This window comes from Bradyrhizobium sp. HKCCYLS1011, from assembly GCF_051167795.1.
In the GTDB taxonomy this organism is placed as follows: Bacteria; Pseudomonadota; Alphaproteobacteria; order Rhizobiales; family Xanthobacteraceae; genus Bradyrhizobium.
In genome coordinates this window covers 673,417-688,111 of the sequence record NZ_JBNPTT010000002.1, presented here as the reverse complement: position 1 = coordinate 688,111, position 14,695 = coordinate 673,417, and the positions used below count along the sequence as shown (strand labels likewise).

General features: G+C 62.0%; 9 protein-coding genes and 3 pseudogenes. 4 read left to right on the top strand and 8 right to left on the bottom strand.

All coding sequences use genetic code 11. From position 1 onward, the window contains the following. The first annotated feature begins 116 nt into the window (after window positions 1-116). The 3 genes and pseudogenes from ACQR1W_RS07715 to ACQR1W_RS07705 all read left to right on the top strand — a co-directional run bounded on the left by ACQR1W_RS07715 (window position 117) and on the right by ACQR1W_RS07705 (window position 2,389). Window positions 117-725, top strand: coding sequence for a VOC family protein (locus ACQR1W_RS07715; protein WP_434850211.1), 609 nt, complete (start codon window positions 117-119; stop codon window positions 723-725). Window positions 726-878: 153 nt separating this feature from the next. Further along, window positions 879-1,028 (top strand): annotated as a pseudogene (locus tag ACQR1W_RS07710) (cysteine hydrolase); the annotation flags it as partial. Next, on the top strand, window positions 1,025-2,389 hold the full coding sequence (locus ACQR1W_RS07705) for an epoxide hydrolase family protein (RefSeq protein WP_434850210.1): 1,365 nt from the start codon (window positions 1,025-1,027) through the stop codon (window positions 2,387-2,389). The pseudogene ACQR1W_RS07710 and the gene ACQR1W_RS07705, both read left to right, overlap by 4 nt. Window positions 2,390-2,448: 59 nt before the next feature. Here the strand turns inward: ACQR1W_RS07705 and ACQR1W_RS07700 are convergent, their stop codons facing one another. After that, window positions 2,449-5,040, bottom strand: coding sequence for a TIGR02302 family protein (locus ACQR1W_RS07700; protein WP_434850209.1), 2,592 nt, complete (start codon window positions 5,038-5,040; stop codon window positions 2,449-2,451). Between the two features lie 1,216 nt (window positions 5,041-6,256). Between ACQR1W_RS07700 and ACQR1W_RS07695 the strand changes: the two genes are divergently transcribed. After that, complete coding sequence (locus ACQR1W_RS07695) at window positions 6,257-7,618, top strand: tetratricopeptide repeat protein (protein ID WP_434850208.1); 1,362 nt, start codon at window positions 6,257-6,259, stop codon at window positions 7,616-7,618. 96 nt (window positions 7,619-7,714) lie between these two features. On the opposite strand, the gene ACQR1W_RS07690 is transcribed toward ACQR1W_RS07695, so the two are convergent. The 7 genes and pseudogenes from ACQR1W_RS07690 to ACQR1W_RS07660 all read right to left on the bottom strand — a co-directional run bounded on the left by ACQR1W_RS07690 (window position 7,715) and on the right by ACQR1W_RS07660 (window position 14,221). Beyond that, window positions 7,715-8,326 carry a hypothetical protein gene (locus tag ACQR1W_RS07690; protein ID WP_434850207.1) on the bottom strand — a complete coding sequence of 204 codons (612 nt, stop codon included), beginning with the start codon at window positions 8,324-8,326 and terminating at the stop codon, window positions 7,715-7,717. A gap of 11 nt (window positions 8,327-8,337) precedes the next feature. Next, entirely contained in the window at window positions 8,338-9,180 is an 843-nt protein-coding gene (locus ACQR1W_RS07685; RefSeq protein WP_434850206.1) for a hypothetical protein, read from the bottom strand. 768 nt (window positions 9,181-9,948) lie between these two features. Further along, window positions 9,949-10,119 (bottom strand): annotated as a pseudogene (locus ACQR1W_RS07680) (LysR family transcriptional regulator); the annotation flags it as partial. A gap of 47 nt (window positions 10,120-10,166) precedes the next feature. Next, window positions 10,167-10,841, bottom strand: a complete 675-nt coding sequence (locus ACQR1W_RS07675; protein WP_434850205.1) for a transposase — start codon at window positions 10,839-10,841, stop codon at window positions 10,167-10,169. Window positions 10,842-11,013: 172 nt separating this feature from the next. Beyond that, window positions 11,014-11,802: a Crp/Fnr family transcriptional regulator gene (locus tag ACQR1W_RS07670; protein ID WP_434850204.1), complete on the bottom strand. Its 789-nt coding sequence runs from the start codon at window positions 11,800-11,802 to the stop codon at window positions 11,014-11,016. 168 nt (window positions 11,803-11,970) lie between these two features. Continuing rightward, a pseudogene (locus tag ACQR1W_RS07665) lies at window positions 11,971-12,414 on the bottom strand (diaminopimelate decarboxylase family protein); the annotation flags it as partial. Window positions 12,415-12,439: 25 nt separating this feature from the next. Continuing rightward, on the bottom strand, window positions 12,440-14,221 hold the full coding sequence (locus ACQR1W_RS07660) for a SulP family inorganic anion transporter (protein ID WP_434850203.1): 1,782 nt from the start codon (window positions 14,219-14,221) through the stop codon (window positions 12,440-12,442). Window positions 14,222-14,695 lie beyond the last annotated feature (474 nt).

The window sequence follows — 14,695 nt, the reverse complement described above, 5'->3', positions numbered from 1 at the left end:
TTCATCGATCTTGTCATTATGATTTCCATAGTAGGGAAGAGCGCGACAAATTCGAATGCAACGGGCCGCCATTCGCGTCCAAAACTCGTGACGTCAATCAGACGAAGGAGCGCACCATGACCACCGCGAACAAGAGCCCGAAGCCGGGCACAGTCGATCTGAAGCTGGAGGTCGTCGTCATCCCTGTTTCCGACGTCGACCGCGCCAAGCGCTTCTACGAAGACCTGGGTTGGCGGCTCGATGCCGATTTCGTCAGGGTCGACGGCTCACGCGCCGTGCAATTGACGCCGCCGGGGTCACCGACTTCGATCCATCTCGGAACCGGATCGAAATTGCCGATCTTCCTCATCGTGAGCGACATCGAAGCGGCGCGCGCCGAGCTCATCGCCCGCGGCGTGGAGGTGAGCGAGGTGTTTCACCGCGGACCGAAGGGCAATATCAGCGGTCCTGATCCGGATTGGCCGAGCTACGGCGCGCTGGCCACCTTCAACGATCCCGATGGCAACCAATGGCTGCTCCAGCAAATCACGCAGCGTCTGCCCGGACGGGTGAGCGCGGAGGCGACGACATTCACATCGCCGACAGATCTTGCCGCCGCGCTCCGTCGCGCAGCGGCGGCGCATGGCGAGCACGAGAAGCGGACCGGCGGGCACGACGCGAACTGGCCGGACTGGTACGCCAACTACATCGTGCGCGAGCAGAGCGGCCAGCAACTGCCTGAGTGAACGCCGGCAATGTGACCGCCGACCGTCGCGTTTGCTGAGCGGTCGGCGCAAGTTCAGGACTGTCGTCAAAGTCGATGCAACCGGCCGGATCGCGGAAGGAGACGACCGATGCCTGAGATGATCTATCCATCCGAGAGGACCGCGCTGCTCTTCGTCGATCCCGCCACCGCTGCCTTTTCGCACGACATGATGCACGCCGCCCACGACCTGAACGGACCCACCTTCGCCCACGCCATCCTGACGACAGACGAGGTGATCGCGGCACTGCCGCAGGCCACGCATTCGAAGGAGACAGTGAAATGAACACGATCGCGAAGTCAGCAGTCGCAACGCACCCGAACTCCGATGAGGTCGACCTGGACAGGCGCCGGCTTCTCGCCGGGGCCGCCATAGGACTGGCTGCAGCAAGTGCAGCCAGCATCTTTCCAGTAACTCCGGCGCGGGCCGCCACGAATGATGCGGTCCGTCCGTTCCGTATCGATGTGCCCGAAGATGACCTCGTTGATCTCCGCCGGCGCCTGGCAGCCACAAGGTGGCCCGACCGGGAGACCGTGAGCGATGACGCCCAGGGCGTGCCGCAGACCATGCTACGCGATCTCGTGCAACATTGGCAGACCGACTACGACTGGCGGAAGGTCGAGGCCCGGCTCAACACGCTGCCGCAGTTCATCACCGAGATCGATGGGCTCGACATTCATTTCATTCACGTTCGCTCAACACACGAGAACGCATTGCCTCTGATCGTGACGCACGGATGGCCAGGTTCAGTGATCGAGCAGTTGAAGATCATCGATCCGTTGACCAATCCAACTGCGCATGGCGGCAGTGCATCCGATGCCTTCCATGTGGTGATCCCGTCGATGCCCGGGTACGGATTCTCGAGCAAGCCGATCGCGACGGGCTGGGATCCTCAGCGCATCGCGCGCGCATGGATCGTGCTGATGCAACGCCTTGGATATACCAGGTATGTGGCGCAAGGCGGCGATTGGGGCTCGCCCGTATCGAACGAGATGGGCAGATCGGCGCCTCCGGAATTGTTAGGAATCCACGTCAACCTGCCGGGCGTGGTTCCGCCCGAAATCGTCAAGGCGGTGGCGTTAGGTGATCCCGCACCGGCTGATCTTTCTGCGGAGGAGAGGCACGCCTTCGACCAGCTCAAGGTTCAGTTCACGAAGCGGCGCGCCTATGCGCAGATCATGGGGACGCGTCCGCAAACCCTATCAGGGCTGGCGGATTCTCCTGCAGGCCTCGCGGCCTGGCTGCTCGATCACGGCGACGGCTATGCGCAGCCGGCGGCAGCGATGACCTCGGCTGTGCTGGGCCACGCGGTGAACGGGCACTCCGCGGGAGCGCTGACGCGGGACGACGTGCTCGACAACATCACCCTCTATTGGCTGACCAACACGGCGATTTCCGCGGCGCGGCTCTATTGGGAGAACAAGATCAACCTCTACCTGCCGGCCAACGTCTCGATACCGGCGGCCGTGACTGCGTTTCCGGGTGAGAGCTTCGTCGCACCGCGGAGCTGGGCCGAGAAGGCCTATCACCAGCTGATCTACTTCCGTCAGGCCGAGGCCGGCGGTCACTTCGCGGCGTGGGAGCAGCCTGAGCTGTTCAGCGCCGAACTACGCGCCGCCTTCAGGCCGCTGCGCCGCGCGAGCTGAGCGGCCGACGCGCACAGACATGATGATCAGCACGCGGCACCGCCGCGCTGATCGTCCTGCTAATAGTCCTTCAACAACCGCTCGATGTAGTCCAGCTCGATCTGCGGCCGGGACGGATCGGCGAGCCGGCGGCGCAGCTCTTCCAGAATGCGGCGGACGCGCTGCACGTCGATCTCGCCGGGGACCTTCTGCGAGAAATCGTCGATATCGCGACCGGGATGCCAGGGACGGCCGAGCGGATCAGTCTGCCCATTGCCCGCCTGACGGCCGACGCGACTGCCCTGACCGTCGCCCTGCTGCTCGCCGTCGCCCTGCTGCATCGCCTCGGCCAGACTCTGCGCGCCCTTGCGCAGCGCGTCGAGCGCCTTGCCCTGGCTCTCCACGGCGCCGTCGGGATTGCCGTCTCCGAGCTGGCTGCCGGCATCGCCCATCGCGCTGTCGGCTTCATCGAGACCGTCGCCTTGATCTCCCTGGTCGCCTTGATCACCCTGATCGCCTTGGCCGTTCTGGCCCTGCTGACCCTTCTGGCCCTGCTGCCCTTTCTGTCCGCGCTGCCCCTGACCCAGGCCGCGCTTGGCAAGCTGGTCCTGAAGCTGCTTCAACCGATCGCGCAGCGCCTGCTGATCCTGCTGCAGGTCGCCGAAGCTCTGGTCCTGGTCGCCCTGCTGCTTGCCGCGCATGCGGTCGCGTCGGGAGTCCTGGCCCTGCTTGAAGGTCTTGTCGCGCAACTGCTGCTGCTTGCGGATCATGTCGCCAAGCTCGTTGAGCGACTGCTCCATCTCGTTGTCGTCGCCCTGCCCGGGCTGCGCCATCTGCAGGTTTTCCAGCATCTGCTGCAGCTGTTCGAGCAGCTCGCGCGCGCCTTCCTTGTCGCCGGAGCGCGACAGCCGCTCCATGCGGTCGATCATGTTCTGCAGGTCCTGCTGCCGCAGGAACTTGGTGTTGGGATCAAGCGGGCGCTGCGCCAGCTGCGGATTGTTGCGCAGCTGCTCGGCGAGCTGGCGCATGTAGTTGTCCATCGCCTGGCGCAGGTCCTGCGTCAGCTTCTTGATCTCCTCGTCGCTGGCGCCACGTTCCAGCGCCTGCTTCAACGCGTCCTGCGCCGCGCGCAGCGCCTTGTCGACGTCGGTGATGTTGCCGTCCTCGATGGTGACGGCGAGCGCCCAGAGGCTCGCGACCACCTCGCGGAGCGCGTCGTCGGTGCGCGCGGCTTCGAGTTGGCTGGTGACCGAGCGCAGCCCGAGATACTGCCCCGTCTCCGGCGTGAACAGCTCGGGCGCGATCAGCAGCGCATCGAGCGCGGTGAACACGTCGCCATTGCGGTTGCCGTCGAGCGCCAGGATGCGGCGCTGCTCGATCAGCGCACGCGCCAAGGGCTTGGTGAACAGCCGCTCCGGCAGCCGCGTCTCGAACGGCTCGCTCTTGCCCTCATTGCCGCCTTCGTCCTTGGCCGTCAGCGTGATCGTGACATCGGCGCCGGCGTAAGGATCCTCGCTGAGATCCTTCACCGTCTGCCCGACGCCGTTGCGGGTCCGCGCATTCGGCAGCACCAGCGGAAACTCCGGCGGCTGGAACAGCGGCCGCGGCGCTTGCGCCCCTTGCTGCTTGTCGGCAGAGCGCACGGCCACGTGGGCCTGCGCTTCCGAGACGCCGTAATCGTCCTCGAGCTTGTAGGACAGTTTCAGCGCGCCTTTCGCCTGGCGCTCTGGATCCTTGGCAAAGCTGATGGTCGGCGGCCGGTCCGCCGTCGCGGCGAACGCCCATTGCGGCTGGCCGGAGGGTGCGCGCACATGGACGGTGCCGTCGGTCGCGATGGTGTAGTGCTTCTCGATGGTGCCCTGGGGCACCGGCTCGGTGGTGGCCGCCTCGGTGATGCCGCCGCCGGTGACCACGTCGAGATTGGTGCCGCTCGCGCGCACGATCAGGGTGCTGCCCGCGGGCACCGCGAGCACGCCGCTGGGCGGCAATGCCGCGTCCTTGTTGGCGGCGGACAGGATGATCGGTGGCCGGCCGGTGTAGACCGGCGGGTTCACCCAGGCGTCGACGCGAACCGCGACCGGCGCCAGCACGCCGTTCCAGTCGAAGGCCGAGGCGACCCGCATGGCCCGCTCGTCGCCGGCTGCGACATAGGTCGCGACCATCAGCACCACGACCAAAGCGCGCAGCGCCCAGGGATCATGCAGCGACAGCCGCGGGTGCGGCCGGCCAGCCCTGATCCGCTTGATCGAGGCGAGCGTGCGCTCGCGCTGCGCTTGCCACAATGCGCGCGCGATCGGGTCCTGCGTGGACAGGGTGTCGGTCAGGGCGGTGGCCGGACGGTGCGCGATTCCGGAAGCGCGATCGAGCCGCGCCAAGCCCTCGTCGCGGGTCGGCCAGCGGAACCGGAGCGCCGGCACCAGCGCAGCCAGCGTGAGCAGGCCGAACAGGCCGACCCCGATCACGCGCGCGGCAAACGGCAGTGACAGCCAGAGCCCGGCCCAGGACACCACCAAGAACAGGCCGATCGCGGTCAACACGCGCGCCAGATGCGGCCAGCCGCGCTCCCACGCGATGGCGAGGCGCGCCTGCTGCAACGCCTGCGTCAGCTTCAGCCGCGCCAGCGCATCAGGGGTGGTTACCGGCCGAGCCGGATCAGGAGTCGCACCGCTCAACAAACTCTCCAGGTTGCCCGGACCGGTAGCGTACCACAAAGGCGCTAGCCGGCCACCCGTTCCTGCGGACTTTCCCGCCTTCGATGGTCCGATCACACGCGAGTGTGACCGAGTAGGTTCCCCGGGCATTTACGGGGCAATTCCAACAGCGAAGGACCACGGCGGCGCGGCCAGCTCGATTCCGCTCGCATATCAGAGGCCGCCGCTTGCCACGAACTCGAAAGATGGTCGTCACGCATAAACACGAGCGTTCGTTCTCGCGGCAGATTGCGCCCGAGTTTTGTCCGACAATGCCGCCCTCGTGAGTTGAGGGCGCAGGGAAGACCGGGCGCCGGCCGGCGCCCATGGTCCGCGTGCAGCAAGAAAGCACGCGGCAGAACCACAGGCTCAGCCGAGATCACCCGGCCTTCCCTGCGCGATGGTGTTACGATTTATACGCGCTCTTCCCGGGGACCGGCTTTGTTGCCCCCGTCGCCAGCGATTCGTCACCGCCGACTTGGCATCAGCACCGGGATGCCAGAACCACGCGACTTCACCGTCGCATCGGGATCGTTCGTCCGCACGAGACAATTCGCGCTGCGACCCGACACGCCCACCGCATCCCGCACCCGACGTCCGTGACGATCGCGAAGCGCCCCCTCGTTGGGACGGGATGCGGGGATAGAAGCACAATTTCGGAAAAAACGCAATGAGAAATATTTGATGCGAGTACCGGACGAGCTGTGGGGGCTTTGTCGTCGATCGCAAACGGAAAGCTCATCCGAATTCGTGGCCAGCTCGGCCCCAATTGTCGGCCTGATCGGGACATGCGGCATCGGCCAAACACTTAAGTGCAGGTCACCGTAACAACGCGACTTGATGCTCTGTCGGCCTTCGAGAGCGGCAGCGCAACCTGGAGTTCTTCGATACCCGGCAGTCTGAGACTGACTCCAAGCAGAGGCGGACCGTGCGGTCCGCGCGGCTAGCCCTTAAGAAGCTCTTGGAATGTAGAAAGATTGTTGCAAGGCTCGGTACCGAGCAGGATTTCGTGCGCCTTTCCGCTTTCGAAGGTGAAGACGTGATTGTCTCTGACCAAAATCCTGAGATCTCAGGGATTTACTATCGCTCGGGAGACACTTGCATCGTAGAACCACCTTCGGCGATCCTATCAGCGCAGAGTTGACGTCCCGATTGCGGTCGCGGACTCTATCGGCGTGCGTCCTCGGAGAAGATTATAATGTCGAATGGTCCAATCGCGGTCCTCTCGTCCGAAGAGATCGAAGCGCTTGCGCACGACGCCATTGCAGAAGCACAGGCGGGACGGAAACAGGCCGCCTGGGAGAGGTTGCAGCCGCTGCGAAAGGCGCAGATCCGACAGCCTGAAGCGGCGAGGGCATTGCTGGGGGTTGTCTACGAGCAGTGCCTGCAGAGGGACGTCGCGATCGACATTTTGTCGGAGGTGGCACAGTTTCACGATCAGGACTTTCGGGTGCTCTCGGCGCTTGGGCGCTGTCTCGAAGCGGCCAGCGACATTGACGATCTGAATGCGCCGCCGCCGGCCGATCCGGTCTTTCATACTGTCGTCGAAAAGCTTAACGGGTGGGCCAAGGTCTACGAAGGACAGCCCCAAGAGGAACCGATTCTCGAAGGCCTGGCCACGGCGGCGCGAATGTTGGCGCGTCAGTGCGATGCGATCGCCGAGAGCAGCCATCGGAGACTCACTGAGATCAATCCTAAAAAAAGCGCCTATCACTACAATCTCGGCCTTCTCTATAAAACACGAGGCCGATTCGCCGAGGGAGTGACGTCAAATCAAATTGCCGCGAACCTGGTGGACGAGGTCGTCGAGAGCTATGAGTGGAATCTTGGAATCTGCGCCACAGGATCAGGGAACGCCGCGGTTGCCCTAGACGTCTGGAAACGCATGGGGCAGGCGATCGAGATTGGGCGCTTTGGGTTACCGGAAGGGCGATATGCGCAATGCAAGGTGAAGCTTGCCGAGCGGCCGCTGGCAGAGCGTACATCCGAGCTGGACGATCCGGGTATGGAGGAAACGATCTGGATCGAAAGGCTGAGTCCCTGTCATGGGATTGTCCGCAGCGTGCTCTATCAACGTCTGGGTATCGATTATGGCGACGTCATCCTGATCGACGGAGCGCCGATTACGCATCACGCTTACGGCGAGGTCAAGGTGCCGGTCTTTCCTCACCTGGCGACGCTGCTGCGGCGAAACTACCAGGTGTTTGATTTTGCCGGCACGCAGGATACAGCACGACAATTAGCTGATATCAGCGCAGACCTGGACGAAGATGCCGTCGTCTATTCGCATTCTGAAGGTTTCAGGATGCTTTGCGCGAATTGCTGGCGCGACCCCGATGTGGATCACGACGAGCACGAGGGAACGAGAAAGCACGTCGTCACGGGCCGGATCGCCGCTCCGCCCGGTCTCGCACCTGCGCGACTTCTGGATCTGATCGACAAAGCGCTCGCGAAGCGAGAGCGGTGTCAGCTTTACGCGCCTGACCTTTGCGCAGCGGCGGGACTGACAGCGCGCGAGCGGATCGATAGACGTCGGTTTGCTTTGCTGACCAGCAATTAGCAGGCGTAGCCCGCATGAGCGTCAGCGACATGCAGGAGCAGCACCCGGATGTCGCTTCGCTCATCCGGGCCACGCTTGCTGCCGTTGAGCAGCCGCTCAATTTGCCCGTGCCAGCGGCTCTTGGCGGCAGACCAATTGCTGCTGGTCCACGCCCTTGTCTCCAACCGGATCGTGACTGCATTGGCGGATCGCAAGTTCGACACCATCGTGAGCGACCTCAATACTAACGAGCATTGGTGCATTCTCGCAAGGGTTCAGCACAATCGAGCCGACGCTCTTGCCGTTCACAAGAACCTCCGCACTGTCCGTCATCATGCAGTAGCTGGACGTCCGAGCATTCTTCCCACTATCGTAATGCCCAATCACCTCGACCTTGAAACCTTCGCGTTCCCTCGGCTCCCACCCGGGGACGGCATCCAAGTGCCGGACGATGCAGGTGACTGGGTGCGCGCTCAATCCTTGACTATCAAAGATACGGTATCTGCTTTCGAGAGCGTTGACTACCGCCGGCGACGGACTAAGGCCCTCCGTCAAATAGGGCCCCTTGTACGGCAGGTTCAGCATCAGGATCTTTCGGATCGAGAAATACCCGAGTTGTGGCACGCAGGCGACCTGAGCGAAGATCCAAGGCCCGTCTGCTCTTGCCGGACCTGAGCCAGCAAAAGCAAATCCCAAGAGCGAGATAAGGTTGAGAACTAGGCGGCGCATTCTGGAAGCGCTCACCCAGCGTAAGCAAATATGACGCGCTCGACTCCGGGGATGACAATGACAACCCCGAGTCTTCCGTACGAATAGAAACTCCCCGGCTTCGAAAGCGCATCATCGATCAGCGCTTCAACAGCCGATTCGACATCGATTCCAAATCCGTATTGGTTAAGATAGTCTGAGATTGTTTTCCCCATCGGGGTTTCATGCCACTCGGAATGCGTTCGCTGCATGTCAACGCGCCGGCCGACATTTTCTGATCGATAGAAGAAGCTCAGACCCTCGCGGGCTATCCTGTCCGCGATTGCATCGGGCATACCGTACATGAAAATGCCCGTCTCATTGTCGCCGGGCAGAGGCAGAAGAACTGAACCCCAATTTTGTTCGTTCGAATATAGAATGCCGGACACTTCGAGATCGGCCGGCACGAAGGCCATCTCAGACTTATATTCGCCGACCTTGAACGCGCCGTAAAACGCCGCAACGATGACGGCGATCGGCAGCACACAACCCAAGGCAAAGGTTCGAAATTTCCGTGCAAGGAGGAGCAGAAAAGGATACGTCAGCGCGAGAATGAGGATCATATCGAAAATAATGAACCTAGTCCGACTGTCAAACGGAGAGGGAACAAACACAAATAGCGGCGCGTAGACGAAGTTAATCGGCAAGTTCAGGAATGTGTCGATTGAGCGACGGGCCCAGCCATCTTCGCAGATGAAGCTGGGCATTGCTCCGGTCGAATGGCACGCAGTCGCTTCCGGCAATTTGGGGAAAGCAGCAAGCAGAATTGCTGCGATAGCGGCGACACCCACGATGCAGAAGCAAATCAGGCATATACCTCGGAAAGCCCTCAACATCGCTCTTCCTACCATTTACGCAAGAGTACCGATTTTTGATAACAGCTTGCGACCGCCGATGACCGGCGTGCGTTTGCAGATTTAATCCGTGACGACGACGCCCTCGACGGCAAGCGCCAGCGCTCGCGATTGCAGCCCAAAACGTCCGATCTACAAGCAGCGCATATGGTTGAATCTCGGCTTCCAGGTTGCGCACCGAGGATTTATTGACCATCCACAGACCATCGCAAGCGCCGATTCCGGGACAGTTTGGCCAAGATGGTCTCGCGGTGTGCGGTCTTGTCCGTCAATGTGAGCAGCCGTGCGGTGCGGTTGGGCTCACTTTGTTAAATACGTACTACAGCAAGCGTAGCCCGCATGAGCGTCAGCGACATGCGGGAGCAGGACCCCGGATGAGCTTCGCTCATCGGGCTACGCCTGCTGGGTCCCAAGTTTTGGGATTGTCCTCAATTTGTGTCCGGCACGGGGATCAAGTCCAATTCGCGGCAGATGCCCTTCCAACCGCACTTGGGGCACTCGACGGCGGCCAACTCATCAAATTCTTCCTGATACTCGACGTCCACGTTGCGACATTTCGGACAGCACGGCAAACCTGAGCCAAGTCGCTGGACAATTCTTTGCCAAGCCATCGGATTGTTCTTTTCGCATTTTGATTGAGGCCGGCTCAGTTGGCAGCCTCCTTCATTCGAATGTCAACTATTCGGCCGTCTGCGACTCCAGAGACACGGCTTGGTTGCCCCATTCGGATTTCCCGCGCTGCCAGTTGTGTTATTGAACTTCGACATAGCGGATGATGCTCTGGTTTTGAACGTTTGCGATCAATTCATCTGCGCGAGACAAAAGCCGGCGGAGCAAGGGGGACGAATTTGCCTGGTTGTATCCCAAGGCTAAATCGACTGTCGGAGTAACCCCATCCAGCGCTCTGGCAACAACGTTGGGCATTACGGTGACAGTGCACTTAATAGCGGCCCGGTCGGGTGCACTCATCAATCCTCCACCTCCGCTGGCTTCGGCCCGCGCTTACCGGGTTTGAGCGCCCGTCCGGTCAGCTTCTCGATGCGTGTGAGGAAGCGCTCGTTGCCGAGCGGCCGGCCGATGCTCTCGGCGGCACGCAGCCGGTCGAATAGATCATCCCCGTCCTCCGGAGCGTTGCTCAGCAGCGCGGCAATGTCCGGAAAGATATCCCTGACTGGAGCATGCGCGGTAACACCGTCGTCCTTGCCGCGCAGATGCGCGCGCGTGCTCGACCAGGCCCAGTCCTGCGGGCGCGCGACCAGGCGTGCGCGGACCGGGTTAAGGCTGACATAGCGCAGCGCGGCGGCGAGATGCGTTTCATCCATCGCCACGGCGCCGAACCGCCCCTGCCAGAAATGGCCACTGCGCCTGCGGCGCGCCTGGATGATGCCGGCATAGGCGCGATGGACGCGCGAGAGCGCCCGGCGCAGGCCGTCGGCGTCCGATGGAACCAGGATCAAATGCACATGGTTCGGCATCAGGCACCACGCCCAGACCGCGACGTCGGCGGCCGCGCAATGGGTCGCGAGCAGGTCGCGGTAGAGCGCATAGTCCTTATCGCCGAAGAACGTCCGCGCCCGCCCGTTGCCACGCTGGGTGACATGGTGCGGCAGACCGGGGACAACGACGCGGGCGAGGCGGGCCATGCTCCATCTTGTCCTGGTCTTGCGCGGATGTCAATTTAGTGCACTGTCACCGTAATTCTGATGGCAACAGTGGGACGTGAAGAATCACGGTAACGCTGCATCAAGCTGCTCTCGCAGATCTCCGTGGCGGATCAAATTGACCACGCTAGTTTAATGCACCGCAATTCCGCTGTCAGTTGGCGAGAGGCGTCTGCGGCACGATCTTGTTCTGCGCGATGATGGCTTCGGCGCGCGCGAGATTTTCCAGCAGGCGCTGGCTGGTCAAGACAAGGAAGTAATAGCCGAACTGCGGGTTTTGGAAGTAGATTTCGAGCAGCTTTTCATAGCTGATCGTCAGGACGTGGCCATCCTCGATACATTCGATCGTCGCGGTCCGGCGGTTGTCGGGCGTGAGGAAACCAAGCTCGCCCATCAGACGCCCCGGCGGAAGTTCGACATTGATCTCGATGACCCGGAATTTGCCGGTAACGGTCAGCAGCATTTCGTTGGCTGCGTCACCCTTCCTCATCAGGATATCGCCCTTGCGATACTTACGGTCGGTCATGAACGGCTTGAGCCACTCCATCGACATGTCGCCCTGTGTCGCGGTGCGCGCCTTCTTCACGAGAGCGAGCATTTGACGGAGACGGTAGGCATTGATGGGAATCATCAGGAGATAAAGAAAAAAGGTCGTGACGGCTCCGGTGAGCGCACCGAAGATGGCGAAGAATGCGCAACCGATCATGTTCGCGACCCGCAGCGGCACCATCGTGTGCGTCAGCAATGTGGCGACAAAGAAGATCGCTCCGACCAGGGCGAACATATTGGCAAGCGTGATGTTGTGCAGAAAGATTTCCAGCAGGCGGTTGAAGATGGCGTCCCAGGTCACGTTGTTCGGATCGAGACCCATTTGGACCAGAATCTTCGCGAACCTGAGGTTGTCGGTTGCTGCATCGAGAATGCGGTCCAGCATGATTGACATATCTCCGTTGAAGCCGGTGAGGCCAGTTTACCTGAAGTCGCCTTATCGCAGCGCGACAAACTTGGCCGCCCGACTTCCGAAGTGGGAACTACGGTGACGCTGCACAGAACTTGCGGCTGGTGGAGGCCATTTGACTAGCGAGCCGCCGCCTGCAAAGAAACTCGCCCCTCACAACCGCGGCGCCGCCTTGTCCAGCGCGATCAGCGCTTCGACGTCGAGCCGCGGGCGGATCACCGCCGCCTGATCACCCTTGACCAGGACCTCCGGTACCAGCGGCCGCGTGTTGTAGGTGCCGGCCTGCACAGCGCCTTAGGCGCCGGAGGTCATGATCGCCAGCAGATTGCCTGGCTCCGGCAGGGCGCAGTCGAGCGCGAGATCATCGCCGCTCTCGCGGACCGGGCCGACCACGTCGGCGATCATCTGCGGCGTACCGGCTGCGGGCTGCACGACCGGGATGATGTCGTGATGGGCCTCATAGAGCGTCGGGCGGATCAGATCGCTCATCGCGGCATCGATGATGACGAAGTTCTTGGCCTCGCCGTGCTTCACATAGATCACCCTGTTAACCAGGATGCCGGCATTGCCGCCGATCACCTGCCCCGGCACGAACAGAAAGGCCCGGAATCACGACTTGCCGTCAACTCGCGACGTCGACCCTGTCCTCCGCGTCTTCCCAGTCCTGCCAATCCACCTTATTGATCTTAAGGTAACTTGAGACGGCCGCTCCGATGGTCGGAAAGAAGTAGGCCTCGCCAAGCTGAGCGTGCAAACCGAAGCGCTTCAGCTTGTCTTTCACGGGATCCTTGAGCTCGGCAAAGCAAAGTTCAATACCGCGCGCGTGGAGCGTCTCGTCCAGTTCGGCAACGATATCGCAGGCGGTGACATCCACGCTTGTGACCGGTTCTGCGGCGACGACCAGCCAGCGCACTTGCGTCGGTGATTTTGCCACCGCGTCCAGAATGCGCTCTCGGAAAAATTCGGCGTTGGCAAAGAACAGCGGCGCATCCCAGCGAAACAGCACGAGCCCGGGGATCAAGCGGGCATCGGGATATCTCTTGATGTCGTGAAAGCCCCTGACGCCGCGAGCCCGGCCCATGACGGCGGAGTGAGGACGCCAGCCGTCCCACAGAAACTCCAGAATGGCCACCGCGATGGCGAGACCGATACCCGGTATGGCGCCGAGCACGGCGACGCCGATGAAGCATAACACCGTCAACCAGAACTCCCAGCGCTGGATCCGATAGATCCGCTTGAGATCGCCGATCTCAATCAGGCCAATCGCGGCTGCGATGACCACGGCTGCCAATGCGGAATTCGGCAGATACTGCAGAAGAGTTGGCGCGACCACGAGAAGGAAAGCGATGGCGAATGCGCCGACGACGCTTGTCAGCTGCGTATGGGCGCCGGCAGCTTCAGCGACAGGCGTGCGCGAGGAACTGCTGCTGATCGGGAAACCCTGAAAAAATCCGGTGGCCAGGTTGGCGGCGCCGAGCCCCACCATCTCCTGGTTGGGATCGACCTTGTCGCCCAGCCGCGCCGCATAGGTCCGCGACAGCACGCTGGTGTCGGCAAACGAGATCATGGCGATGGCGCAACCGCCGGCCAGCACAGAAGCCAGATCGCCGTAACCGATCCAGGGAATGGAGAAGGCCGGCAGCCCCTGAGGGAGAGGCCCCAGCACCTTGACGCCATACTCCGCGCCGAGATCGAGGGTGGCGACAACCAGGGTCGCTCCGACGACGGCAATCAGGATTCCCGGCACCCGCTTGTTGTTCTTGAGCATCAGGATGACGACCAACGTGGCGAGCCCGATGACGAATGCGACCCAGTTGGTCTTGCCCTCGCTGATTCCACGCGCGATCGCCCACACATCCCGCAATGGTCCTTCGCTCTGGATCGAGAACCCGAGCAGCTTCGGCACCTGGCTGATCAGAACGGTCAAGGCGATGCCGTTCATGTAGCCGTATCTGATCGGCTTGGAGAGCAGCTCGGTGACAAAGCCCAACCGAGCGATACCCGCGAGAATGAGCACAGTCCCTGAAACCAGGGCCATCGCCGCCGCAAGCGTTACCGCCCGGACGGGATCGCCATGGGACAAGGGGGCGACAACCCCGAGAATGACGGCCGCCAAAGCCGAGTCTGGTCCGAGAACAATAATGCGGCTCGGGCCGAAGATCGCGTAGACAAGAAGCGGCACGATCGTTGCGTAGAGGCCGAAGATGCCCGGCAGACCCGATGCCGCCGCATAAGCAATTCCGACCGGGACCAGCATGGTCGCCAGCACCAGGCCTGCGAAAACATCACTTGGAAGCCACGCACTCTGATAGTGGCGCAGCGTGTCGATCCCTGGCAACCAACGTATCCAACGGCTCACTGGGCTTACTCCCAAGGAAGACCCAACTGCGGCTGTCCTTGTCATACGCCGGAGTTGCCAGGCCCAAGAGTCCACGGTGCGCAGCCCAGCTTTGAGTTCTTCGATTTGCATCGAAGGCGCGCCTCAGTCTTGGACCTGTTGACGTAGATCAAACGCTCCCCGATTGGTGGTCCTCAACGTCAGGTCAGCTTCTCGAGCAAGCGTAGCCCGCATAAGCGTCAGCGACATGCGGGAGCGGGACCCGGATGTCGCTTCGCTCATCCGGGCTACGCCTCTCCGCGTTGCCAAGTAGACGCCCATTCTAAAGTCTCGGTCCTAGATAGAGCCGCAGCCGTCATCGCCCGCGAAGCGGACGATCCAGTACGCCGTGACGTCTCTGTTCGATCTCTTCTGCCGCGGAGTACTGGATGCTCCGGCGGAGCCTGTCCTCGGGCGGCGCTCCGCGCCGACCCGGGGGCGGAGCATGACACTGTTGGAGATGGCGAGAGCTAAATCCATACTCGACAGCCGATTTCATGG

What these genes read in the sequence shown, in the direction of transcription:
- ACQR1W_RS07715 (WP_434850211.1), top strand. Translation starts at nt 117, where the DNA reads ATGACCACCGCGAACAAGAGCCCGAAGCCGGGCACAGTCGATCTGAAG.
- ACQR1W_RS07705 (WP_434850210.1), top strand. Translation starts at nt 1,025, where the DNA reads ATGAACACGATCGCGAAGTCAGCAGTCGCAACGCACCCGAACTCCGAT.
- ACQR1W_RS07695 (WP_434850208.1), top strand. Translation starts at nt 6,257, where the DNA reads ATGTCGAATGGTCCAATCGCGGTCCTCTCGTCCGAAGAGATCGAAGCG.
- ACQR1W_RS07690 (WP_434850207.1), bottom strand. Translation starts at nt 8,326, where the DNA reads ATGCGCCGCCTAGTTCTCAACCTTATCTCGCTCTTGGGATTTGCTTTT.
- ACQR1W_RS07685 (WP_434850206.1), bottom strand. Translation starts at nt 9,180, where the DNA reads ATGTTGAGGGCTTTCCGAGGTATATGCCTGATTTGCTTCTGCATCGTG.
- ACQR1W_RS07675 (WP_434850205.1), bottom strand. Translation starts at nt 10,841, where the DNA reads ATGGCCCGCCTCGCCCGCGTCGTTGTCCCCGGTCTGCCGCACCATGTC.
- ACQR1W_RS07670 (WP_434850204.1), bottom strand. Translation starts at nt 11,802, where the DNA reads ATGTCAATCATGCTGGACCGCATTCTCGATGCAGCAACCGACAACCTC.
- ACQR1W_RS07660 (WP_434850203.1), bottom strand. Translation starts at nt 14,221, where the DNA reads ATGACAAGGACAGCCGCAGTTGGGTCTTCCTTGGGAGTAAGCCCAGTG.